This is a genomic window from Pseudomonas sp. PS01300, assembly GCF_029960155.1.
In the GTDB taxonomy this organism is placed as follows: domain Bacteria; phylum Pseudomonadota; class Gammaproteobacteria; order Pseudomonadales; family Pseudomonadaceae; genus Aquipseudomonas; species Aquipseudomonas palmensis.
Genome location: NZ_JASCPN010000007.1, coordinates 98,678 through 123,004, shown reverse-complemented (window position 1 = coordinate 123,004; position 24,327 = coordinate 98,678). Strand labels below are relative to the sequence as shown.

Below are 24,327 nucleotides of genomic sequence, written 5' to 3'. Positions count from 1 at the left end.
TCGCCTCCACAAGGTTGCGCTTCGACGTTGCCGGCGAAGCGCTGATCACCGCTTACTGATCGTCGAAAAACCGCTCGTGCCAATCCACCAGTGGCTGCGGTGAATTGAGTTTCTGCCCGTAGATCACCGAATACGACAGCACGTTCTGCACGTACTGGCGGGTCTCGTCGAACGGAATCGACTCCACCCATACGTCGAAGCTCAGGTGATCGGCGCCGCGCAGCCACTGGCGCACGCGTCCGGGGCCGGCGTTGTAGGCGGCCGAGGCCAGCACCCGGTTGCCGTTGAACTGACCGTGCACCTGGCTCAGGTAGGCGGCGCCCAGCTGGATGTTCTTGTCCGGGTTCAGTACCTGCGCCGGCGAAGCCAACGGGATGTTGAACTTGCGCGCCGTTTCCTTGGCGGTGGCCGGCATCAGCTGCATCAGGCCGCTGGCACCCACGTGGGAACGGGCATCGTCCATGAAGGCGCTTTCCTGGCGGGTGATCGCGAATACCCAGCTCGAGTGCAGGCCGCGTACCTTGGCTTCGCGTACCAGGGTGTCGCGGTGGGCCATCGGGAAGCGGATATCCAGGTCGTCCCAGTACTGGGCCTGGCTGATGGTGCGGATGGCCGGGAAGTACCAGCGCATTTCATAGGCCAGGCGCGCCTGGGCGACCATCTCGTCGCGGCTGAAATGACGGCTGACGTGGTACCACTCGCGGCGCCCGTCAACGATCTGGCCGCGGGCATGGAATTCCAGCGCGCGCCGCACGCCGGGCGTGTTGCGTACCTTGTTGATCAGTTGCTGGCTGAGCACCAGCGGCTTGTTGTTGAGCTGGTAGGGGGTCTGTGCACGATCGGCGGCCAGGAACCCGTAGAAGTCGCGTTCTCGCGCTACCGTCTTGTACAGCAGTGGAATCTGCGGGTTCTTCGGCTGCGCCAGCTCCAGGCTGCGTGCCTGCCAGTAGCGCCAGCGGTTGGTGGTGGCCAGGTCCTGGGGCAGGCGTTTGGTCAGCTCGTAGGCATCTTCCCAGCGGCCCAGGCGCAGCAGCAGGCGCAGGCGCCATTCGGTCACGGTGTTGTCGCGCAGCTCGGGGTCGTACTGGGTCATCAGGCCCAGGGCGCGGGGGTCGTAGCGCCGTGCCAGGGTAAGGCCGATTTCGCGGGCGATCGCCACCTTCTCGTCGCGGGAGAAATGCATGCGATTGGCGTAGTCGTCGAGCAGCGCCATGGCCCGCTCCGGGTCCTGGCGCGCCAGGCGGCGCAGGCCCAGGCTGACCACGTCGGACATCGCTTCGTTGACCGGGGTGAAGCGCCCGGGGTTGTTGAGCAGTTCGGGCTTCTGCGCCACATCCACCAGCAGACGGCCTTGCGGGCCCAGGGTGTTCAGGCCTTTGATCAGGGTGTTGGCCAGGGCGTAGTTGCGCGCCTGGGCCGCGAGTTTGATGCGCTCCCAGCGCTTCTGTTCGGTCAGCTGGCCCTCGGCGGCCCAGCGGTCGAACAGCACGTCACAGGCCGCCGGCTGCGACTTGCCCACCAGCCACAGCTTGTCGGCGGTGGCGTAGCCCTCGGCGCGCAGGTTGTGGCTGAGCTGATACTGGCCGTTGAGGCAGTCGAGCTCGGTGAAGTTCAGCTTGGGGTCGTAGTACTTGACGAAGGGTTGCCAGTCGCCGCGCTCTGCCAGCCAGCGCAACCAGCGCAGTTTCATCCAGTTGGCCTGGGGCAGGTCGCCATGCTCGGCAAGAAACTTCTCGATCTCGGCGTTGCTGGCGCTCTTGAGGCGCGCCGTCAGTTCGTCGTAGGCCAGGTAGGGCTCCAGCGGATAATCACGCAGGGCCTGTTCGTAACGGCGGTAAGGGCCGCTGTCGCCCTTGGCCAGGGCACGCTTGGCTTCATCGTAGTACTGGCGTTGCTGGGTGAGGTCGGCGGCCTGGACGGTGCTGGCCGCGGTGGCGGAAAAAAGCAGACAGGATACGAGGCTGAGCAGGCTGCGGCGCATGATACTTCCGGACAGTTTGACCAAAACGAGTGTCGGCGGCGCCAGCACTGGTGGGATTACGTGCTTAAGCTTAGCCGTTTGCCGGGGGCGGAAGAAAGCATTGTGCTTGTATCGGCATGTAATGCAGGACTGCGGTCGGCACGCCGGTCGCGCTTAATGTGAAGCAGGCGCAACTCAGGTAGAATGCGCCCCCGGTTTTTGGAGAAGATCATGACCCTGCTCAAATTAAGCGATGTGTCCCTTGCGTTCGGCGCCATGCCGTTGCTGGACAAGGTGTCCTGGCAGATCGCCCGTGGTGAGCGGGTCTGCATCATCGGCCGCAACGGCACGGGCAAGTCGAGCATGCTGCGCCTGGTCAAGGGCGACCAGAAGCCCGACGAAGGCGATGTGTGGCGTGCCCCGGGCCTGAAGATCGGCGAGCTGCCGCAGGAACTGCCGGTGGCCGACGGGCGCACCGTGTTCGATGTGGTTGCCGAAGGCCTGGACGGTGTCGGTGCATTGCTCGCCGAGTATCACCACCTGAGCCAGAACATTCACACCGACGCCGACCTGGAAAAGCTCATGCACGTGCAGAGCGACCTGGAGGCGCGCGATGGCTGGCGCTTGCAGCAACTGGTCGACAGCACCCTGAGCCGCCTGCAGCTGCCGGCCGACAAGACCCTGGCCGAGCTGTCCGGTGGTTGGCGTCGGCGTGTGCTGCTGGCCCAGGCGCTGGTGTCCGAGCCCGACCTGCTGCTGCTCGACGAACCGACCAACCACCTGGACATCGGTGCCATCGCCTGGCTTGAAGATGCCCTGAGCGGTTTTGGCGGCGCCGTGCTGTTCATTACCCACGACCGTTCCTTCCTGCAGAACCTGGCCACGCGCATCCTCGAACTGGACCGTGGCGGGTTGATCGACTGGAACGGCGACTACGCCAGCTTCCTGGTGCACAAGGAAGCCGCGCTGGCTGCCGAAGAGACTGCCAACGCGCTGTTCGACAAGAAACTGGCCCAGGAAGAGGTGTGGATCCGCCAGGGCATCAAGGCCCGGCGTACCCGCAACGAAGGCCGCGTGCGCGCCCTGAAGGCACTGCGTGTGGAACGCAGCGAGCGTCGCGAGCGCCAGGGCAAGGCCAACATCCTGCTCGACGTGGCGGAAAAGTCCGGCAAGCAGGTGATGGTGCTGGAAAACGTCAGCTTCGCCCACCCCGACGGCCCTTACCTGGTCAAGGATTTCTCGATGGTCCTGCAGCGCGAGGACCGTATCGGCCTGCTGGGTGCCAACGGTACCGGCAAGACCACGCTGCTCAAGCTGATGCTGGGCGACCTGGAGCCAAGCTCGGGCAAGGTGGAGTCGGGCACGCGTCTCGAAGTGGCCTACTTCGACCAGTTGCGCCATCAGCTTGACCTGGAAAAGACCGTGATCGAGAACATGGCCGAAGGCCGTGACTTCATCGAGATCGATGGGCAGAACCGTCACGTACTGAGCTACCTGGGCGACTTCCTGTTCAGCCCCCAGCGTGCACGCACGCCGGTCAAGGCGTTGTCCGGTGGCGAGCGTGCGCGCCTGCTGCTGGCCAAGCTGTTCAGCAAGCCGGCCAACCTGCTGGTGCTCGACGAGCCGACCAACGACCTGGACGTGGAAACCCTGGAGCTGCTCGAAGAGGTGCTGGCGGGTTTCAAGGGCACCGTGCTGATGGTCAGTCACGACCGGGCGTTCCTCGACAACGTGGTCACCAGCACCCTGGTGTTCGAAGGCGAGGGCAAGGTGCGTGAGTACGTGGGCGGCTATCAGGATTGGATTCGCCAGGGCGGTTCGCCCAAGCTGCTCGGCGTGACCGAAAGCAAGTCGGGCAAGTCCGAGCTCAACAGTGCGGTGGTCGAGGCCGTTGCACCCGAGCCTGCGGCAGCGCCGGTGGTCAATGAAGGCAAGAAGAAGCTCAGCTACAAGCTGCAGCGCGAGCTGGAGGCGCTGCCGGGGCAGATCGATGCCCTGGAGCAGAAGATGGCTGCGGTGCAGGCGGAGATTTCCGATGCAGGCTTCTATCAGCGGCCAATCGACCAGACCACCGCCGTGCTGGCCAGCCTCGAGAAGCTGCAGGGCGAGCTGGACACACTGGTGGAGCGTTGGGCCGAGCTCGACAGCTGATATGAAGAAGGCCCGCTGTGTCCAACAGCGGGCCTTCTGGTATCAGTCGGCCTTCTTCTGCAGGCGTACCGCCAGCACATCGCACGGTGCGCCGTGCAGCACGTCATTGGCGGTGGAGCCCAGCAGCAGCGCCAGGCCGTGGCGGCCATGGCTGCCGACCACGATCAGGTCGCACTTCTGGTCTTTGGCCAACTGGTGAATCTCCTGGCGAGGCTGGCCGTAGGTCAGGTGGGAATCGCCGCGGTTGATCTCCGGATACTTGTTGAACAGGCGGTCCATGCGCTCCTTGGCCTGGTCGAACTGTTGCTGCTGCAGTTGCGACAGGTCCATCGGCACGTCGCCGCCGAAGGCCATGGCCATGGGCTCGACGATATGTACCAGGGAAACCTTGGTGCCGTTGGGCGTGGCCAGCTCGCGAGCGCGCTTGATCACCGGGTCGCATTCTTCGGTCAGGTCGACGGCGACCAGAATGTGTTCGTAGGGCATGAGGGCTCTCCTGACAATCGCGATAGTTAAAGTATGGTCGGTTTCAGGCTGATCGCATCGATGTCGGCTAACCAGCTCATTTGCAAAGTCTTTATAGGAATAACAGATATGACGTTCTGGGTAGTAGTGTCAATCCTTGCGCTGATGCTCAGCCCCATGGTCTGGCTGTTGCCCTCGCGTCGCACCAGCGGGCGCATGGCCCTGCGCCTGGAGGCGCGGCGCATGGGGCTGGCCATGCAGCTCACCCCGCAGACCTGGCCGCACTGGCTGCCCGAAGAGCCGCCGCACACCTGCGCGCAGTATCATTGTGCGCGCCGTCGCGGGCATGCCGACAGCTGGAGCTACTGGCAGGTGACACCAGGGGTGTGGCTCAATCAGTGGCGCGAGCCCTGCGAGGATGCGCGCGTGCTCGAGCACCTGTCGCGCCTGCCGGCGAGTGTCTACAAGGTCGAGGCCAACCCGCAGATGATCGCGTTGTGCTGGGGAGAGAAGGGGGATGCCGCAGCGTTGCAGGACATTGCCCGGTTGCTCAAGGCGCTGGCGTGACCGGTGAGTCGTGTGATTGACCGCCAGGGCCAGCCCCATGGCGGGGCCGGCAACTGAATAAAAAAGGCCAGGCAGGCCGGAAACTTCTTCGATGCCCTCAGTGTAGCTGCGCTTTATCCCTTCACTGCTTCTCTCATGCGTATCCATGGTCGATCACCTGCATGAATGATGGCCAATCACCTACAGGCTGAACCCGCACCCCTTCGCTCAGAATGACCGTAAAGTCGCGTTTTGCTCGTGCTTTTGGGTATTTGACAACGGCAGGCTTTTCGGTGAATGTGTCCGTACCCAAATCAAACGGGCGTATGAATTGAGCGTTTGTATGTCACATGACGCTCGCAGAATCCCGACTATCGCGCTGACGGGTGTGCCTGGTGCCGAATTTCGTGCCAGCGTTCGGCGTGTACAGTTCAGCTTCCATATCGTGGAGATCAGTTGATGATTTACGAAGGTAAAGCCATCACGGTTAAGGCTCTTGAAAGCGGCATCGTCGAACTGAAGTTCGACCTCAAGGGTGAGTCCGTCAACAAGTTCAACCGTCTTACCCTGAATGAATTGCGTCAGGCCGTAGACACCATCAAGGCAGATGCGTCGATCAAAGGTGTGATCGTCAGCAGCGGCAAGGACGTGTTCATTGTCGGCGCCGACATCACCGAATTCGTCGACAACTTCAAGCTGCCGGATGCGGAGCTGGTTGCAGGCAACCTCGAAGCCAACAGAATCTTCAGCGATTTCGAAGATCTCGATGTACCGACCGTTGCCGCCATCAACGGCATCGCGCTGGGCGGCGGCCTGGAAATGTGCCTGGCGGCCGACTTCCGCGTCATGTCGACCAAGGCCAAGATCGGCCTGCCTGAAGTCAAGCTGGGCATCTACCCGGGCTTCGGCGGTACCGTACGCCTGCCGCGCCTGATCGGCGCCGACAATGCCATCGAATGGATTGCCGCCGGCAAGGAGAACCGCCCTGAAGACGCACTGAAAGTCGGTGCCGTCGATGCAGTGGTGGTCCCGGAGAAACTTCAGGAAGCTGCCCTGGAACTGATCAAGCGCGCCATCAGCGGCGAGCTCGACCACAAGGCCAAGCGCCAGCCGAAGCTGGAAAAGCTCAAGCTCAACGCCATCGAGCAGATGATGGCCTTCGAGACCGCCAAGGGTTTCGTGGCAGGTCAGGCAGGCCCGAACTATCCGGCGCCGGTCGAAGCCATCAAGACCATTCAGAAAGCCGCCAACTTCGGGCGTGACAAAGCGCTGGAAGTCGAAGCTGCCGGCTTCGTCAAGCTGGCCAAGACCTCGGCAGCCCAGAGCCTGATCGGCCTGTTCCTGAACGATCAGGAACTGAAGAAAAAGGCCAAGGCCTACGACGAGATCGCCCAGGACGTGAAGCAGGCCGCCGTACTCGGTGCCGGCATCATGGGTGGCGGCATCGCCTATCAGTCGGCCTCCAAAGGCACGCCGATCCTGATGAAGGACATCAACGAGCACGGTATCGAGCAGGGCCTGGCCGAAGCCGCCAAGCTGCTGGTCAGCCGCGTGGACAAGGGCCGCATGACCGCCGCGAAAATGGCTGAAGTGCTCAACGGCATCCGTCCGACCCTGTCCTACGGCGACTTCGGTCATGTGGACCTGGTGGTGGAAGCCGTGGTCGAAAACCCCAAGGTCAAGCAGGCCGTGCTGGCCGAGGTCGAAGACCAGGTCAAGGCGGACACCATCCTGGCTTCCAACACCTCGACCATTTCCATCAGCCTGCTGGCCAAGGCCCTCAAGCGTCCGGAAAACTTCGTCGGCATGCACTTTTTCAACCCGGTGCACATGATGCCGCTGGTGGAAGTGATCCGTGGCGAGAAGTCCAGCGAACTGGCGGTGGCCACTACCGTTGCCTATGCCAAGAAGATGGGCAAGAACCCGATCGTGGTCAACGACTGCCCGGGCTTTCTGGTCAACCGCGTGCTGTTCCCGTACTTCGGCGGTTTCGCCAAGCTGGTGAGCGCCGGTGTGGACTTCGTGCGCATCGACAAGATCATGGAAAAATTCGGCTGGCCGATGGGCCCGGCGTACCTGATGGACGTGGTCGGCATCGACACCGGCCACCACGGCCGCGACGTGATGGCCGAGGGCTTCCCGGACCGCATGAAGGATGACCGTCGCTCGGCCATCGACGTGCTCTACGAAGCCAAGCGCCTGGGCCAGAAGAACGGCAAGGGTTTCTATGCCTACGAGGCCGACAAGCGCGGCAAGCAGAAGAAGGTTGCCGACCCGTCGGTGCTCGAAGTGCTCAAGCCGATCGTCTACGAGCAGCGTGAAGTCAGCGACGAGGACATCATCAACTGGATGATGATCCCGCTGTGCCTGGAGACCGTGCGCTGCCTGGAAGACGGCATCGTCGAGACGGCGGCCGAGGCCGACATGGGCCTGGTCTACGGCATCGGTTTCCCTCCGTTCCGTGGCGGTGCACTGCGCTACATCGATTCGATCGGTGTGGCCGCGTTCGTTGCCCTGGCTGACCAGTACGCCGACCTGGGCGCGCTGTACCACCCCACCGAGAAGCTGCGCGAGATGGCCAAGAACGGCCAGAGCTTCTTCGGTTAAGCGCCCAACGACTAGAGCGAGAATATTGTATGAGCTTGAATCCAAGAGACGTCGTGATCGTCGACTTCGGTCGTACGCCGATGGGCCGCTCCAAGGGCGGCATGCACCGCAACACCCGCGCCGAAGACATGTCGGCGCACCTGATCAGCAAGCTGCTGGAGCGCAACGTCAAGGTCGACCCGAGTGAAGTCGAGGACGTGATCTGGGGCTGCGTAAACCAGACCCTGGAGCAGGGCTGGAACATCGCGCGCATGGCTTCGCTGATGACCCAGATCCCGCACACTGCGGCCGGCCAGACTGTCAGCCGCCTGTGCGGTTCGTCGATGAGCGCGCTGCACACGGCTGCCCAGGCGATCATGACCGGCAACGGCGATGTGTTCGTGGTCGGCGGTGTCGAGCACATGGGCCACGTGAGCATGATGCACGGCGTGGACCCCAACCCGCACATGTCGCTGTATGCGGCCAAGGCCTCGGGCATGATGGGCCTGACCGCCGAGATGCTGGGCAAGATGCATGGCATCAGCCGTGAGCAGCAGGACGCCTTCGGTCTGCGTTCGCACCAGCTCGCCCACAAGGCGACGGTCGAAGGCAAGTTCAAGGACGAAATCATCCCGATGCAGGGCTATGACGAGAACGGCTTCCTCAAGGTCTTCGACTACGACGAAACCATTCGCCCGGACACCACCCTGGAAAGCCTGGCGGCTTTGAAGCCGGCGTTCAACCCCAAGGGCGGCACTGTGACAGCGGGTACCTCCTCGCAGATCACCGACGGCGCCTCGTGCATGATCGTGATGTCGGCACAGCGTGCCCAGGACCTGGGCATCCAGCCGCTGGCGGTGATCCGCTCGATGGCGGTGGCCGGCGTGGACCCTGCGATCATGGGCTACGGCCCGGTGCCGGCAACCCAGAAAGCCCTCAAGCGTGCGGGCCTGAGCATTGCCGATATCGACTTCTTCGAGCTCAACGAAGCCTTCGCTGCACAGGCCCTGCCGGTGCTCAAGGATCTGAAAGTGCTCGACAAGATGGATGAGAAGGTTAACCTGCACGGCGGCGCAATCGCCCTGGGTCACCCTTTCGGTTGCTCCGGTGCGCGGATTTCCGGCACTCTGCTCAATGTCATGAAGCAGAATGGCGGTACCCTGGGTGTTTCGACCATGTGCGTCGGCCTTGGTCAGGGGATCACCACCGTCTTCGAACGCATCTAAGCGTTTCGTTGTCGGAAGCCGGGGCCTTGTGCCCCGGTTTTTTGCTTTTTGCAGATTTTTTTTCAAGAGGGTTGGCAGCATGCAGATACAACCAGGCGTATACCGGCATTACAAAGGGCCTGAGTATCGTGTATTCGGTGCGGCGCGCCATTCCGAGACCGAGGAGTGGGTGGTGTTCTACCAGGCCCTGTATGGCGATTTCGGCCTGTGGGTACGCCCGCTTTCGATGTTCACCGAGTCGGTCGAGGTTGACGGCGAGCACGTGCCGCGCTTTGCTTTGGTCGAGGCCGAACCCGAGCTGTTTTCGCGTGCCGATGCGCAAGTGGGCTAACCTTCGGCGCTTGACCTCACTCTGTTGCCACTATATATAGCGGTGCCACGTCAGGTACCTGCCGTGTTTTTATTTTCGTTATTCAGGAATTTTCCGATCCATGGGCAAATCGCTGGTCATTGTGGAATCCCCGGCTAAGGCCAAGACCATCAACAAGTACCTGGGCAACCAGTACGTGGTGAAGTCGAGTATCGGCCATATCCGAGACCTGCCCACCAGCGGTTCCGCCAGCAAGGAGCCTGCTGCCAAGCGCGGCAAGGCTGCTGCCGGCGAGGCACCCGCGCTGTCGCCGAAAGAAAAGGCGCGCAAGCAACTGGTGGCGCGCATGGGCGTCGACCCGGACCACGGCTGGAAGGCCAAGTACGAGATCCTTCCGGGCAAGGAAAAGGTCATCGAGGAGTTGCGCCGCCTGGCCAAGGATGCCGACACCATCTATCTCGCAACCGACTTGGATCGCGAGGGGGAAGCCATTGCCTGGCACCTGCGCGAAGCCATTGGTGGGGATGACAGCCGCTACAAGCGCGTGGTGTTCAACGAAATCACCAAGAAGGCCATCCAGGAGGCCTTCTCTCAGCCGGGCGAGCTGGACATCGACCGTGTCAATGCACAGCAGGCGCGTCGCTTCCTCGACCGCGTGGTGGGCTACATGGTCTCGCCACTGCTGTGGCAGAAGATCGCCCGTGGCCTGTCGGCCGGCCGGGTGCAGTCGGTGGCCGTGAAGCTGGTGGTGGAGCGTGAGCGCGAGATTCGCGCGTTCATCCCCGAAGAGTACTGGGAAGTGCACGCCGACCTGGGTACTGCCAAGGACGCCAAGGTGCGCTTCGAGGTGGCTCGCCAGAACGGCGAGGCCTTCAAGCCGCTCAACGAAGCCCAGGCCATGGCCGCGCTGGAGAAGCTCAAGGCTTCCAGCTACACCATTGCCAAGCGTGAAGACCGCCCGACCAGCAGCAAGCCCTCGGCGCCGTTCATCACCTCGACCCTGCAGCAGGCGGCGAGCAATCGCCTCGGCTTCGGCGTGAAGAAGACCATGATGATGGCCCAGCGCCTGTACGAAGCCGGCTACATCACCTACATGCGTACCGACTCGACCAACCTTTCGGTCGATGCGGTGGAAATGGCGCGCAGCTACATCGAAAGCGAGTTCGGCAAGAAGTACCTGCCAGAAGCGCCGATCGTCTACGGCAGCAAGGAAGGCGCACAGGAAGCGCACGAAGCGATCCGACCTTCGGACGTGGCCACGCACCCGACCAAGCTCAGCGGCATGGAGCGTGATGCCGAGCGCCTGTACGAGCTGATCTGGCGCCAGTTCCTGGCCTGCCAGATGCCGCCGGCGCAGTACCTGTCGACCACCGTCAGCGTCACGGCGGGCGAGTTCGAGTTGCGTGCCAAGGGCCGTATCCTCAAGTTCGACGGTTACACCCGTGTGTTGCCGCAGCAGAGCAAGCCGGGCGATGACGATGTACTGCCGGAAATGAACCAGGGCGAAGTGCTCAAGCTCATCAAGCTCGACCCGAGCCAGCACTTCACCAAGCCGCCGGCACGTTTCTCGGAAGCGAGCCTGGTCAAGGAAATGGAAAAACGCGGTATCGGTCGCCCATCCACCTACGCGGCGATCATCTCCACCATCCAGGACCGTGGCTATGTGACCCTGCACAACCGCCGCTTCTACTCCGAGAAGATGGGCGACATCGTGACCGAGCGTCTGTCCGAGAGCTTTTCCAACCTGATGGACTACGGCTTCACCGCCGGCATGGAAGAGAACCTCGACGATGTGGCCCAGGGCGAGCGCGACTGGAAAAACGTGCTGGACGAGTTCTACGGCGACTTCAGCAAGAAGCTGCAACTGGCTGAAGATGCCGAAAAGGGCATGCGTGCCAACCAGCCGACCCCGACCAACATTGCCTGCAAGGAATGCGGCAGGCACATGATGATCCGCACAGCCTCCACGGGTGTGTTCCTCGGTTGCTCGGGCTACAGCCTGCCGCCCAAAGAGCGTTGCAAGGCCACCGTGAACCTGGTGCCAGGTGACGAGATTGCCGCCGACGACGAGGGCGAGTCCGAGTCGCGCGTGCTGTTGGGCAAGCACCGCTGCCCGATCTGCGCCACGGCGATGGACGCCTACCTGCTCGACGAGAAACACAAGCTGCACATCTGCGGCAACAACCCCGATTGCACGGGTTACGAGATCGAGGAAGGCAGCTACCGCATCAAGGGCTACGAGGGTCCGAGCCTTGAGTGTGACAAGTGCGGCAGCGAGATGCAGCTCAAGACCGGTCGTTTCGGCAAGTTCTTCGGCTGTACCAACCCGGAGTGCAAGAACACCCGCAAGCTGCTCAAGAGCGGCGAGGCGGCGCCGCCGAAGATGGACGCGGTGAAGATGCCGGAGCTCAAGTGCGAGAAGGTCAACGACACCTATGTGTTGCGTGACGGGGCTTCGGGCCTGTTCCTGGCCGCCAGCCAGTTCCCGAAGAACCGCGAGACCCGCGCCCCCCTGGTGATGGAGATCGTGCCGCACAAGGACGAGATCGATCCGAAGTATCACTTCCTCTGTGAAGCGCCGAAGAAGGACCCGGACGGTCGCCCTACGGTGATCCGCTACAGCCGCAAGACCAAGGAGCAGTATGTGCAGACCGAGGTCGACGGCAAGCCGACCGGCTGGCGAGCGTTCTATGACGGCAAGGCGTGGAAGGTGGAAGACAAGCGCTAAGCGATAGAATCGGCTACAAGAGGCTGCATCTGGTGATCCTGGACGCAGCCTTTTTTTTAGTCAGGTCAGCGAACGGTTGTGAGGTTTGATCGGGACGTTTCTCCGCCAGGGCTGTACACCATCGAGCAGAGGCAAGCAGATGAGTCAGGAAATGTTGGAAGCAGGGCCGCAGTCGGCCAGAATCCTGTCGGTATTCGATTTCGATGGCACGCTGACCCGCCGTGACAGCTTTGTACCTTTTTTGAGGTTCGCTTTCGGCAACGGCTTTTTTGCTCGCCGCATGCTGCGGATGATCTGGCCAAGCCTGCGCTATATGGGGCGGCGGATCAGCCGCGATGAACTCAAGGCCCAGTTGATCCAGACGTTTCTTGCGGGTGTGAAAGAGCAATGGGTCGCGCAGAAGGCGGTGGCGTTCAAGTCGCAGGCGTGGGCCCGGCTCATGCGCCCGCAGGGCGTGATTTCGGTGGAACAGGAACTGGCCTCTGGTGCCGAGGTGACGATCTGTTCGGCATCGCCGGCGCTGGTGCTCAAGCCCTTTGCCGAACAGTTGGGCATCAAGCTGATCGGTACCGAGCTGGAAGTGATCGATGGCGTGCTGACCGGCAGGATCAGTGGCGACAATTGCCGCTGCGAAGCCAAGGTTCTGCGCCTGGAGGCGGTTTACGGAGTGCTGACGCAGTACCGCATGCGCGCCTGGGGCGACACGCGGGGCGACCATGAGCTGCTGGCCGCGGCTCAGGACGCACACTGGCGGCACTTTCATCCCGCGTGGCAGCGTGGCCGCCTGCGCGTCGAAAAGATCTACGGCCCGGTCACCCCGGCCACGTCGAAAGAGTCGGCTGCAACCACGGTTGGCGGTTTGCCGCGCAACGATGACCGCAAGGGCGGTTGAGCCTCACGCCTGCGGTGATTCAGCTTGCGCGCCTGCGATCCATCACAGAAACTGAGCCCCCGCCTCACACTCCCTCGGAGCGCGCCTCGATGGCCCAGGAACTCTATACCCGTACCAACCAGAAGATCTATTTCGCCGGTCTGGCCCTGGAGGCACTGGGCAAGGCGCAGGACAGTCGCGCCATGAACGCCCAGGCGCAGACCCAGGCCGAGCGGGAGTCTGCGCTGTTTCACCTGTATGGTGCGCTGTTGGGGCTGTGTCATGAGATCGGTGGCTATTATCGCTTGCCCCAGGCAACCGCGCTGCGTGCCGAGCAACTGCTGAGCCGTGAAGTACTGGCGACCATCGCCATTCCCGAGCTGGCTGAACTGGTCGAACTCGCCGAGCAGCCTGAAACCTGGCTGGCGCAACTGCTCAGGGCTTATGCCGATTTGTTCCGACCACCTGTCGCGACCAAGGCGCCCAAAGGTGATGTGACCCAACCGTTGATTCAGGCCGTGAGCCTGGATGAACCCGAGGCGCCAGCGCTGTCGCGCGAAGAACTGGAGGGCTGGCGGCAGAATCTCAAACGCCTCGTGGTGCGTTTTCGCGAAGGTCTGAGTGAGTGCTGATCCTGCCAGTGGCTGGTACAATGCCGGCCTTTACTGGAGAACAGTCTTTTATGCCCACGTCCTTTCTAGAAATTGTAGAGTTGCCTGACGGTCGCATCGAGTTGCGCCGCGCCGAGGACGAGGGGTCGTTGGTAACCCTGGATTTTTCGGAAGATGCCAAGGCGTTCCTGCAGGGCCAACACGTCGAGGTGGCCAAGGCCATGCTCAGCGTTGGTGTGCAGATGGCCGGCAAATTGGTTGAAGGCGAGATCGAACAGGAACATGCAGGCCCACGGGTTCTGCACTGACCGTCAGTATCCGGCTTCCTCGTCCTGAGGAAGCCTGCTGCATACCCTTCGAGCGTTCAGCGAGTATCAGCCCAGGCGGATATTCAGGCTTTGTGCGTCACCCGCACGGGCAGCATTGGTCAGTTGCAGGCGGGCGCCGTTGCTGACCGGATTGAACCAGGTGACCACCGTATGGCTGCGCCCCAGGCGCAGGGCATCACAGGCCAGTTGCAGCGCACTCTGGTTGCCGCGAGGCTGCAGCAGCAGTATGCGTTCGCGGTTGAGCCCTGCGTCCCTCAGCCAGGCCTGGGTGAGGCTACCGGGTGGGGCGATCAGGGTAAGCCAGCGGGCGTCATGCTCTTCACTCAGTTCGCTCAGGTCGCGTAGCACCGGTGCCAGCAGGCTTTGGCAGTGCTCCAGCGCGCCACGCAAGGACAGCTCGCTGAATGCCTGAGGCTTGTTGCTTTGCCGGGCGGGCTGCCTGGTTTTGACCCGCGGCAGTACCGGCTGGGCCAGGAATGCTTCGAACAAGGGCAACTGTGCTTGCTGTGGTACGTGGGGGAACTGCATGACGCCTCCTTATTAGCGGCGGATAACGCCGACGCTCAAGCCCTCGATGACCAGGTCCTGCTCTTTCAGGTTGACTTCGATAGGGGCGAATTCGGGGTTCTCGGCGATCAGCCAGACCTTGTTGCCTTCCCGTTTGAAGCGCTTGACCGTGACTTCGTCACCCAGGCGGGCTACGACGATCTGACCATTGCGCGCTTCGCGGCAGGTGTGTACGGCCAGCAGGTCGCCGTCGACGATGCCGACGTCCTTCATGCTCATGCCGTGCACGCGCAGCAGGTAGTCGGCGCGGGGGTGGAAGAAGGCCGGGTTGATGGCGCAGGATTCCTCGATGTGCTGCTGGGCGAGGATAGGGGCACCCGCGGCCACGCGGCCAATGATGGGCAGGGCGTTTTCATCGGGCTTGCTCTCGAGCCCCGGAATGCGGATGCCGCGCGAGGCACCAGGGGTCATCTCGATTGCACCCTTGCGGGCCAGTGCCTTCAGATGCTCTTCGGCGGCGTTGGGGGATTTGAACCCCAGTTCCTGGGCGATTTCCGCGCGGGTGGGCGGGAAGCCGTTGTCTTCGAGGCAGCGCTTGATGAAAGCCAGAATCTCAGCTTGGCGTGGCGTCAGTTTTAGCATGTCGATCGCTCTGTCTTTTTATACAGTGACTGGGATTATATACAGTGATAGCGGCAAGCTACAAGCGGCAAGCTTCAGGCATGCCCGCAGCTGCCTGCCGCTTCCGGCTTGTGGCTTGTCGCTGCCTTCAATACCATGACCGGCCGGGCACAAAACGCCCGTGCGTACTTGACAGAACCCTGCCTTGAAACGTATGTTTCAAACAAGTGTTTGTCTCGCGGAGTAGTCATGGCCCAGTCGGAAACCGTTGAACGCATTCTCGATGCTGCCGAGCAGCTGTTCGCGGAAAAAGGTTTCGCCGAAACCTCATTGCGGCTGATCACCAGCAAGGCCGGCGTCAACCTGGCGGCGGTGAACTACCATTTCGGTTCGAAGAAGGCGCTGATTCAGGCGGTCTTCTCGCGTTTTCTAGGGCCGTTCTGCCAGAGCCTGGAGCGTGAGCTCGAGCGGCGCCAGGCGCGCCCCGAGCACAAGCCCAGCCTTGAAGAACTGCTGGAGATGCTGGTCGAGCAGGCGCTGGTGGTGCAGCCGCGCAGCGGCAATGACCTGTCGATCTTCATGCGCCTGCTGGGCCTGGCCTTCAGCCAGAGCCAGGGCCACTTGCGTCGTTACCTCGAAGACATGTACGGCAAGGTGTTCCGCCGCTACATGCTGCTGGTCAACGAGGCCGCGCCGCAGATTCCTCCCCTTGAACTGTTCTGGCGCGTGCATTTCATGCTCGGCGCTGCAGCGTTCAGCATGTCGGGCATCAAGGCCCTGCGCGCGATTGCCGAGACCGATTTCGGGGTCAATACCTCGATCGAGCAGGTCATGCGCCTGATGGTGCCGTTCCTGGCCGCCGGCATGCGTGCCGACAGCGGGGTCACGGACGAGGCGATGGCGGCGGCGCAGTTGCGTCCGCGCAGCAAGACCAGCCACGCCCCGGTGCCGGCAAAGGCCTGATTCCCCGGCTGGGCGGCACAGCCGGCTTCGGCTAAGCTAGCGCCCATGCCTATTCTCGATTTGCTGCACATTTCCATCGCCGACCAGTGCCTTTATGGGTTCGCCCAGGGGCGACTGGCGGTGCGTCTTGCGGTGTCCACCGCACTCAATGGCCCGGGCGAGCACAACGGCTCCGGTTGTACACCGCGCGGGCTGCATCAGGTGCGTGCGAAGATCGGCGCGGGCTTGCCCCAGGGCGCGGTGCTGCGCGGGCGTCGCTGGACCGGCGAGGTCTGGACGCCCGACCTGCACGCGCAGTTCCCTGGGCGCGACTGGATCCTCTCGCGCATTCTCTGGCTCAGCGGTCGCGAGCCGGGGCGCAACCGCCTCGGGCCGGTGGATACGTTCCGCCGCTATATCTACCTGCACGGCACGCCCGACAGCGAACCCATGGGTGTGCCGTTGTCCCACGGCTGCATACGCCTGCGCAACGCCGACCTGGTAGCGCTGTTCGACCGGGTGCCTGTGCATTGCCCGGTACAGATCGAAGAAGCCGCCTGCCCCCAGTGGGCGAGCGCGCCCCTCAACTGAAGGATCATTTATGAGTACCCGCCTGCAAGGCTCCCTGATGGTCGACGTGGCCGGCACCTGGCTGACTGCCGAAGACCGCCACCTGCTGCGTCAGCCCGAAGTGGCCGGCCTGATCATCTTTGCCCGCAACATCGAATGCCCGCGCCAGGTGCGCGAACTGAGTGCGTCTATCCGTGCCGTGCGCCCGGACCTGATCCTGGCCGTGGACCAGGAGGGTGGTCGCGTACAGCGCCTGCGCCAGGGCTTCGTGCGCTTGCCCGCGATGCGTGCGATTGCAGACAACCCCAATGCCGAGCGCCTGGCCGAACACTGCGGCTGGCTGATGGCAACCGAAGTGCTGGCGGTAGGGCTCGACTTGAGCTTTGCCCCGGTGCTGGACCTTGACCACCAGCGCAGCGCGGTGGTTGGCAGTCGCGCCTTCGAGGGTGACCCGCAGCGCGCCACCTTGCTTGCCGGTGCCTTCATTCGCGGCATGAACGCGGCGGGCATGGCGGCCTGCGGCAAGCACTTCCCGGGGCATGGCTGGGCCGAGGCGGATTCGCATGTGGCGATACCCACCGACGAGCGCAGCCTGGAGCAGATCCGCGCAGCCGACCTGGTGCCGTTCACGCGCCTGAGCGGGCAGCTGGCGGCGGTGATGCCCGCGCACGTGATCTATCCACAGGTCGATAACCAGCCGGCCGGCTTCTCGCGGCGCTGGCTGCAGGAGATTCTGCGTGGCGAGCTGGGCTTTGACGGGGTGATCTTCAGCGATGACCTGTCGATGGCCGGTGCGCATGTGGTGGGGGACGCCGCCAGCCGTATCGAGGCGGCGCTGAGTGCCGGTTGCGACATGGGCCTGGTGTGCAATGATCGGGCGGCTGCCGAGCTTGCGTTGTCCGCGGCGCAGCGGTTGAGGGTGAGGCCGTCGCCGCGGATCGCGCAGATGCGCGGGCAGGGTTTTGCGCGTACCGATTACCGCCAGCAGCCCCGCTGGCTGGAGGCGCTTGGCGCGCTGAAGGATGCACAACTGATCGACTGAGGTCCTGCGCCGGCAAGGCTGGCTCCTGCAGGTGCTGCGATACCTGTAGGAGCCGGCCTTGCCGGCGAAAGGCTCAACTAGTTTTCGCGGCCTGCCGCTTCCCGGGCAACGGCGCAAACAGCGCATCAATGTCTTCATCCGCCAGCTTCCAGTCCCCCGCCTGACGCCCCTCCAGCAAGCCTGCAGCCAGCGCTGCCTTCTCCTGTTGCAACTTCTGGATCTTCTCTTCCACCGTGCCCCGTGTAATCAGCTTGTAGACGAACACCGGCTTGTCCTGGCCGATGCGGTAGGCGCGGTCGGTGGCCTGGTTTTCGGTGGCCGGGTTCCACCACGGGTCATAGTGGATCACCGTGTCGGCCGCGGTGAGGTTGAGGCCGGTGCCGCCCGCTTTGAGGCTGATCAGAAACAGTGGCGTCTGCAGGCTCTGGAACTGCTGCACCGGGGTGCGCCGGTCGCGGGTTTCACCGGTCAGCAGGCTGTAGCGGACGCCACGCTTGTGCAGCTCCTGCTCGATCAGTTCGAGCATCGAGGTGAACTGCGAGAACAGCAGGATGCGTCGCCCTTCGCTGAGCAGTTCGTCGAGCATCTGCATCAGGCTGCCCAGCTTGCCCTTGTCCGAATGGGTGGTTCTTGGCGCAATGCTTTTGACCAGGCGCAGATCGCAGCACACCTGACGCAGCTTGAGCAACGCATCCAGAATCACGATCTGGCTGCGTGCCGCGCCGTTGCGGGTGATTTCCTCGCGGACCTTCCTGTCCATCGCCACCCGCACCGTTTCGTAGGTGTCGCGCTGCGCGTCGCTCAGCTCCACCCAATGCACGATCTCGGTCTTGGCCGGCAGTTCGCGGGCCACCTGTTCCTTGGTGCGGCGCAGCAGGAATGGCTTGATGCGCGCGGCAAGATGCGCCATGCGCTCGACGTCGCCATGGCGTTCGACAGGGGTGCGGTAGTCGCGGCTGAAGGCCTTGCTGTCGCCCAGCCATCCGGGTAGCAGGAAGTGGAAGATCGACCACAGTTCGCCCAGGTTGTTTTCCATCGGTGTGCCGGTCAGGCACAGGCGCTGGTTGGCCTGGATCTCGCGCGCCGCTTCGGCGGCCTTGCTGTTGGCGTTCTTGATGTTCTGCGCTTCATCCAGAATCAGCAGGTGCCAGGGCTGCGCGGTGAAGTGAGCCAGGTCGCGGGGCAGCAGGGCGTAGGTGGTCAGTACCAGGTCGTACTGGTCAAGGTCGGCGAAGTGTCGGGTGCGGCCGGGGCCATGCAGGGCCAGCACGCGCAGCTGCGGGGTGAAGTGCTGCGCTTCGTCGAGCCAGTTGGGGATCAGGCTGGTCGGCATCACGGCCAGGGCAGGGCGCTGCAGGCGCCCCGCGTTCTTTTCGGTGAGCAGGTGCGCCAGGGTCTGCAGGGTCTTGCCCAGGCCCATGTCGTCGCCCAGGATCCCGCCGACCTCCAGTTCGCGCAGGGTCTGCAACCAGTTCAGGCCTTCGAGCTGGTAGGGTCGCAGCGTGGCGTTCAGGCCCTCGGGGGCGGCGATGTCGGTACGCCTGGACTCGCGCAGGCGGCGGGCAAAGTCGCGTACCCGGTCGCCGCCGCGCCAGGTCAGCGCCATGTCGTCGATGCTGCTCAGGCGCGCGGCATCCGGCGCTGCCAGGCGCAGCGAAGGCCCGCTGTCATTGCCCAGGTACAGCTCGCCCAGGGTGGCCATCAGCGGCTTGATGCGTGCGTAGGGCAAGGCCACGCGCAGCGCCGGGCTGTCATGGCGGGCGCGGTTCAGGTCGATCAGCAGGTGCTCGTCGTCGCTGCGCCGGGCCAGTTCGCTGGGGCGCAGCAGTTCGGGGTTGCTGCGCAGCAGGTGCAGCACGATCGGCAGCAGGCTGTGGCGCTGGCCGTTGACCACGATGCCCAGCTCCAGGTCGAACCATTCGCGCCCCGGCGCTTCCTCGACATCGGCGTACCAGTCGTCGATGTCATGCAGGTTGAAGGCGAAGTCGGGCCTCACTTCCACCTCCCAGCCGGCTGCACGCAGGGTATCGATGCCGGTGCGGGCGAACTGCAGCCAGGCCTGGTCGTCGGCCATCTGCAGCATTTCGCCGGCGCTGTCGGGCAATGCCTTGCTCTGGCGCGTGGCAACGCTGAAGCCCATTTTCTTCAAGGTCTGGCGCAGCGCCTTTTCGGCGTCTGGCTGACGCTGGATACGCTGGCGGACGTTGCCGTCGATACGGATGACTTCGCTGCTGCTCTTGTCGCTGGTGCGCTGCCCGTCATAGGTGAACGCCAGTGCCGCACGGTGTTGCAACTGGCGCTGCATCTTGCCGGTCTTGGGCATGTAGGCGGTGAATTCGTAGCTGCCCAGGGTGAGGTGCGCAACAGCCGGTACATTTTCGATGACCTGGTTCTGGTAGGTCGCCGTGGCTGGAGGCGGCGGAAAGTCGTTGGCCGTCAGCCGCTCCGTCAGGGTGTACAGCGCCGCTGCGCAATGCTTGCAGTTCTGGCGGACAGGGCAGCTGCAGGTGGCGATCAGGAGGGGGTGAACGTCGCCTTCGATCAGCAGGGTCTGCCGGTAGAGGTTGCCGCCGGACCCGTGGCACAGGGTGGTCGCGCCCTTGTCGTCAACCGAAACGAGCCTGACGCGCTTGTTGTCTGCATAGTCAAGCCCTCGGGTGAGGGTCTTGGGGCCGAATTGTTCGCGCCAGAGCTTGCTCTTGAGCGCGCGCTGCAGTGTGGTCGACATGGCTCTACTGTTCCATCATCTCCGCTTCAGCAGGAGAGGTGGTGCGTGTGCCGGCGGCGATCACTTTGAACAGGACCGCCAGGTGCCCGCCATCGAGGAAGGTCAGTTCGTTGTTCTTCACCGTGCTGTTGACCTGCCTGAGCTGTTCGCTCTGGATCACGCTGCCATTGCCATCGAGCTGGTTGACCCAGAAATTGGCCTGCACTTCGATGAAACGGCCCTGCCTGAGGCTGACATTGCCTTCGACCGGGAAGTGGCCGAACTGCTCCTGGCCCTCGCTGATGGCAACCCGCGACGGTTCGCTGCCTACCTGCTGCTGCCAGGCCTTGTGCAGCAGCACGGTGTAGTTGCTGTCGGCGGCCAGCTTTTCGGCCTGTGCGGTCAGCACCGGCTTGCGCACGTCGTAGTCGCTGGGGGCCTTGGCGCCCTGGCGCCAGTCTTCCGGGGCGAACTGGCTGGTGATCGCGGGCACCGCATTCTGGCGCAGCAGGAACATCTCGACCTGGTACTGGCTGTCGGCAAAGGCGGCCGGCGCAATCAGCGCCAGCAGCAGGGTCAAGCTACGAATTGCACGCATGGATCATCCTTCAAGCGGGTTTCGGGGCGAGTCGTTCGAACAGCGCCTCCACTGTAGTAAAGCGTTCATCGGCGCGTTCCATGGGCACCATGAACTTGAACATCGTCGCGCCTTCGAACTTGTAGCGCTTGGGCTGGCCCTGGATCAGCTTGATCAGCACCAGCGGGTCGACCGGGGTCTCGGCCTCGAATTCCACCCGTCCGCCTTGCGGGCCGGCGTCGACCTTCTTGATGCCCAGCTTCTCGGCCTGCAGCTTGAGCAGGGTCAGGCGCACCAGGTTCTTGGTCGGCTCGGGCAGCAGCCCGAAACGGTCGATCATCTCCACCTGCAGATCCTTCAGGCCATCTTCGTCCACCGCCGAGGCGATGCGCTTGTACAGGATCAGGCGCGCATGCACGTCGGGCAGGTAGTCCTCGGGGATCAGTGCCGGTACGCGCAGGTTGATCTCCGGGCCGCCGCCCAGGGGCTGGTCGAGGTTGGGCTGGGTGCCCTTGCGAATCGCCTTGACGGCGCGTTCGAGCATTTCCATGTAGAGGGTGAAGCCCACCGCCTGGATCTGCCCGCTCTGGCCTTCACCCAGCAGTTCGCCGGCGCCGCGGATCTCCAGGTCGTTGGTGGCCAGCACGAAGCCTGCGCCCAGGTCCTGGGTATTGGCGATGGCCTCCAGGCGCTTTTCGGCGTCGGGGGTGATCTGCTGGCGTGGGGGCGTCAGCAGGTAGGCATACGCCTGGTGGTGGCTGCGCCCCACGCGGCCGCGCAACTGGTGCAACTGGGCCAGACCGAACTTGTCGGCACGCTCGATGATGATGGTGTTGGCGCTGGGCACGTCGATGCCGGTCTCGATGATGGTCGAGGCGATCAGCACGTTGAAGCGCTTGTGGTAGAAGTCGCTCATCACCTGTTCGAGTTCGCGTTCGCGCATCTGCCCGTGGCCGATACCGATGCGCGCCTCGGGTACCAGTTCGGCGAGGTCGGCGGCGCACTTCTCGATGCTCTTCACGTCGTTGTGCAGGTAGTACACCTGGCCGCCACGCAGCAGTTCGCGCAGCAGCGCCTCCTTGATGGTGCTCTTGTTCTGCTCCATCACGAAGGTGCGCACCGACAGCCGGCGTGCCGGCGGGGTGGCGATGATCGACAGGTCGCGCATGCCCGCCACCGCCATGTTCAGCGTGCGCGGGATCGGCGTGGCGGTCAGGGTCAGGATGTCGACTTCGCTGCGCAGCGCCTTGAGCTGCTCTTTCTGGCGCACGCCGAACCGGTGTTCCTCGTCGATGATGACCAGGCCCAGGTCCTTGAACTTGACGTCGTCCTGCAGCAGCTTGTGGGTACCGATGACGATGTCGATCTTGCCTTCGGCAAGGTCCGCCACGGCGGCACCGACTTCCTTGGCCGACTTGAAGCGGCTCATCACTTCGACAGTTACCGGCCAGTCGGCAAAGCGGTCGCGGAAACTGTTGTAGTGCTGCTGGGCGAGCAGGGTGGTGGGCACCAGGATCGCGACCTGGCGCCCGCCGTGCACGGCGATGAAGGCGGCGCGCATGGCCACTTCGGTCTTGCCGAAGCCGACATCGCCGCACACCAGGCGGTCCATCGGCTTGGCGGCGAGCATGTCCTCGCGTACCGCTTCGATGGCCGACTGCTGGTCCGGGGTTTCCTCGAACGGGAAGCCGGCACTGAAGGTGGCGTAGTCCACCGACGGGTCGGCAAACGCATAGCCCTTGCGCGCGGCGCGCCGGGCATAGATGTCGAGCAGCTCGGCAGCCACGTCGCGCACTTGTTCGGCTGCCTTGCGCTTGGCCTTCTGCCAGGTCTCGGAGCCCAGACGGTGCAGCGGTGCCAGCGCATCGTCGCTGCCGGTGTAGCGCGCGATCAGGTGCAGGTTGGCCACCGGCACGTACAGCTTGGCGCCTTCGGCGTATTCAAGGGTGAGAAACTCGGCGGCCTGGCCGTCGATCTCCAGTGTCGCCAGGCCCAGGTAGCGGCCCACGCCATGGTCGATATGCACCACCGGGGCGCCTTCGCGCAGCTCGGTAAGGTTCTTGATCACCGCGTCGTTGTTGACGTCGCTGCGCTTTTCGCGGCGCCGACGCTGCATCACGCGCTGGCCGAACAGCGGGCTCTCGGCAACCAGAGCCAGGGCCGGATCGTCCAGCAGCAGGCCGTCGTCCAGTGGTGCGATGGTGATTGCCAGGCGCTGCTTGCTGGCGACGAACTCGTGCCAGCCATCGACGGTTTGCGGGCGCAGTTTCAGGCGTTCGAGCAGTTCCAGCAGCACTTCGCGGCGCCCGGCCGATTCGGCGGTGAACAGCACGCGGCCGGGGAATTGCTCGAGAAACCCCGACAGCGCCGCCAGGGGCTGGTTGGCCTTGGCTTCGATGGCGAGGTTGGGCAGCGTCTGCGCGGCAAAGCGCTCGCGGCCGGGGCCGGCGTCGATGTCGTCCTGGCTGACCACCACCCGTGGCCAGCCCTTGAGCCGGGCGAAGCAGTCTTCCACCGGCATGAACAGCTCGGCAGGCGGCAGCAGAGGGCGGTTAGGGTCGATGCGCCGCTCTTCATAGCGGTTGCGTACATCGCTCCAGAAGTGCTCGGCGGCCTGTTCCACGCCGGGCAGGGAGAACACCTGGGTGTTTTCCGGCAAGTAGTCGAACAGGGTCGAGGTTTCCTCGAAAAACAGCGGCAGGTAGTACTCGATGCCGGCCGGCACGATACCGCTGCTCAGGTCCTGGAAGATCGGGCTGCGGCGAAAATCCACGTCGAAGCGTTCGCGAAAGCGCGCTTTGAAGCGGGTGACTTCGTCTTTTTGCAGCGGGAACTCGCGGGCCGGCAGCAGGCGTACCGAGTCGACCTTGTCGATCGAGCGCTGGCTCTCCGGGTCGAAGGTGCGCAGGGTCTCGATCTCGTCATCGAACAGGTCGATGCGGTACGGCAGCTTGCTGCCCATCGGGAACAGGTCGATCAGGGCACCGCGCACGGCGAACTCGCCATGCTCGTACACGGTGTCGACGCAGCGGTAGCCGCTGGCCTCCAGGCGCGTGCGCATCTGTTCCACATCCAGCTTCTGGCCGATGTCCAGCACCAGGCTGCTGCCCAGCAGAAAGCGCGTGGGCGCCAGGCGGTGCAGTGCGGTGGTGATCGGCACCACGAGGATGCCGTGGTCCAGCTCCGGCAACCGGTACAGGCTGGCGATCCGCTGCGAAATGATGTCCTGGTGCGGCGAGAACAGGTCGTAGGGCAGGGTTTCCCAGTCGGGGAACGGCAGCACGGCCAGTTCCGGGGCGAAGAAACGCAGCTCCTGCTCCAGCCGGTCGGCGCTCTGGCTGTCGGCGGTCAGCAGCAGGGTGAAGCGCTTCGCGGCGCTGGCGGCCTCGGCGATGGCCAGGCTCAGGGCGGCACCGGGCAGGTTGCCCCAGGTGTGTTTGCCGGCACTGGCCGGCAGGTGAGGTAGACGCAGAACAGGCACGGGAGGTCGAGCTCCAAGCGTTGCGACAAAACGCCGATTGTACCGGGCGCGGGGCATTGCTGTCAGGTTTCAGCCGCCTGAATGTGGGGCCCGGATC

General features: G+C 63.6%; 19 protein-coding genes. 12 read left to right on the top strand and 7 right to left on the bottom strand.

All coding sequences use genetic code 11. The features are described from left to right. Positions 1-52: 52 nt before the first annotated feature. Entirely contained in the window at positions 53-1,981 is a 1,929-nt protein-coding gene (locus QMX96_RS06635; RefSeq protein WP_043864574.1) for a transglycosylase SLT domain-containing protein, read from the bottom strand. Between the two features lie 210 nt (positions 1,982-2,191). On the opposite strand from QMX96_RS06635, the gene QMX96_RS06630 reads away from it, so the two are divergent. Beyond that, entirely contained in the window at positions 2,192-4,111 is a 1,920-nt protein-coding gene (locus QMX96_RS06630; RefSeq protein WP_043864573.1) for an ATP-binding cassette domain-containing protein, read from the top strand. 42 nt (positions 4,112-4,153) lie between these two features. On the opposite strand, the gene QMX96_RS06625 is transcribed toward QMX96_RS06630, so the two are convergent. Continuing rightward, complete coding sequence (locus tag QMX96_RS06625) at positions 4,154-4,597, bottom strand: universal stress protein (protein WP_043864572.1); 444 nt, start codon at positions 4,595-4,597, stop codon at positions 4,154-4,156. 108 nt (positions 4,598-4,705) lie between these two features. Between QMX96_RS06625 and QMX96_RS06620 the strand changes: the two genes are divergently transcribed. The 8 genes from QMX96_RS06620 to QMX96_RS06585 all read left to right on the top strand — a co-directional run bounded on the left by QMX96_RS06620 (position 4,706) and on the right by QMX96_RS06585 (position 13,762). Continuing rightward, on the top strand, positions 4,706-5,143 hold the full coding sequence (locus tag QMX96_RS06620) for a hypothetical protein (protein ID WP_043864571.1): 438 nt from the start codon (positions 4,706-4,708) through the stop codon (positions 5,141-5,143). A 438-nt stretch (positions 5,144-5,581) separates the two neighbouring features. After that, positions 5,582-7,729, top strand: coding sequence for a fatty acid oxidation complex subunit alpha FadB (gene fadB / locus QMX96_RS06615; protein WP_043864570.1), 2,148 nt, complete (start codon positions 5,582-5,584; stop codon positions 7,727-7,729). 29 nt (positions 7,730-7,758) lie between these two features. Beyond that, positions 7,759-8,934 (top strand): acetyl-CoA C-acyltransferase FadA, encoded by a 1,176-nt coding sequence (gene fadA, locus QMX96_RS06610; protein WP_043864569.1) that lies wholly within the window; start codon positions 7,759-7,761, stop codon positions 8,932-8,934. A 79-nt stretch (positions 8,935-9,013) separates the two neighbouring features. Next, positions 9,014-9,265, top strand: a complete 252-nt coding sequence (locus tag QMX96_RS06605) for a DUF1653 domain-containing protein (protein ID WP_054916193.1) — start codon at positions 9,014-9,016, stop codon at positions 9,263-9,265. Between the two features lie 100 nt (positions 9,266-9,365). After that, complete coding sequence (topA, locus tag QMX96_RS06600; protein WP_043864567.1) at positions 9,366-11,972, top strand: type I DNA topoisomerase; 2,607 nt, start codon at positions 9,366-9,368, stop codon at positions 11,970-11,972. Positions 11,973-12,111: 139 nt separating this feature from the next. After that, positions 12,112-12,864, top strand: coding sequence for an HAD-IB family hydrolase (locus tag QMX96_RS06595; protein ID WP_282361466.1), 753 nt, complete (start codon positions 12,112-12,114; stop codon positions 12,862-12,864). An 89-nt stretch (positions 12,865-12,953) separates the two neighbouring features. Further along, positions 12,954-13,475, top strand: a complete 522-nt coding sequence (locus QMX96_RS06590; RefSeq protein ID WP_213606011.1) for a DUF6586 family protein — start codon at positions 12,954-12,956, stop codon at positions 13,473-13,475. Positions 13,476-13,525: 50 nt separating this feature from the next. Beyond that, a complete protein-coding gene (locus QMX96_RS06585) occupies positions 13,526-13,762 on the top strand; it encodes a hypothetical protein (protein ID WP_043864565.1) in 237 nt (78 codons plus the stop codon). A gap of 66 nt (positions 13,763-13,828) precedes the next feature. Here the strand turns inward: QMX96_RS06585 and sulA are convergent, their stop codons facing one another. Together sulA and lexA are read right to left on the bottom strand one after the other, a co-directional pair. After that, the gene (gene sulA, locus QMX96_RS06580; protein ID WP_054916190.1) at positions 13,829-14,311 is read right to left on the bottom strand and encodes an SOS-induced cell division inhibitor SulA; all 483 of its coding nucleotides are present in this window, start codon (positions 14,309-14,311) and stop codon (positions 13,829-13,831) included. A 12-nt stretch (positions 14,312-14,323) separates the two neighbouring features. Continuing rightward, positions 14,324-14,932, bottom strand: a complete 609-nt coding sequence (gene lexA / locus QMX96_RS06575; RefSeq protein WP_043864563.1) for a transcriptional repressor LexA — start codon at positions 14,930-14,932, stop codon at positions 14,324-14,326. A 228-nt stretch (positions 14,933-15,160) separates the two neighbouring features. Here lexA and QMX96_RS06570 point away from each other — a divergent pair, with 228 nt between their 5' ends. From QMX96_RS06570 to nagZ, 3 genes are read left to right on the top strand one after another with little or no spacing between them, the layout of a single operon-like run. Beyond that, the gene (locus QMX96_RS06570) at positions 15,161-15,874 is read left to right on the top strand and encodes a TetR/AcrR family transcriptional regulator (RefSeq protein ID WP_043864562.1); all 714 of its coding nucleotides are present in this window, start codon (positions 15,161-15,163) and stop codon (positions 15,872-15,874) included. Positions 15,875-15,919: 45 nt separating this feature from the next. Further along, positions 15,920-16,444: a L,D-transpeptidase gene (locus QMX96_RS06565; protein WP_177333000.1), complete on the top strand. Its 525-nt coding sequence runs from the start codon at positions 15,920-15,922 to the stop codon at positions 16,442-16,444. Positions 16,445-16,466: 22 nt separating this feature from the next. Further along, complete coding sequence (gene nagZ, locus QMX96_RS06560) at positions 16,467-17,465, top strand: beta-N-acetylhexosaminidase (protein WP_173925092.1); 999 nt, start codon at positions 16,467-16,469, stop codon at positions 17,463-17,465. Positions 17,466-17,538: 73 nt separating this feature from the next. Here the strand turns inward: nagZ and QMX96_RS06555 are convergent, their stop codons facing one another. The 3 genes from QMX96_RS06555 to mfd are packed head-to-tail and all read right to left on the bottom strand — an operon-like array spanning position 17,539 to position 24,230. Further along, positions 17,539-20,193 (bottom strand): DEAD/DEAH box helicase, encoded by a 2,655-nt coding sequence (locus QMX96_RS06555; protein ID WP_282361459.1) that lies wholly within the window; start codon positions 20,191-20,193, stop codon positions 17,539-17,541. A gap of 4 nt (positions 20,194-20,197) precedes the next feature. After that, positions 20,198-20,770 (bottom strand): CsiV family protein, encoded by a 573-nt coding sequence (locus QMX96_RS06550; protein WP_043864559.1) that lies wholly within the window; start codon positions 20,768-20,770, stop codon positions 20,198-20,200. A 10-nt stretch (positions 20,771-20,780) separates the two neighbouring features. Continuing rightward, positions 20,781-24,230: a transcription-repair coupling factor gene (gene mfd / locus QMX96_RS06545; RefSeq protein WP_043864558.1), complete on the bottom strand. Its 3,450-nt coding sequence runs from the start codon at positions 24,228-24,230 to the stop codon at positions 20,781-20,783. Between the last annotated feature and the right edge of the window lie 97 nt (positions 24,231-24,327).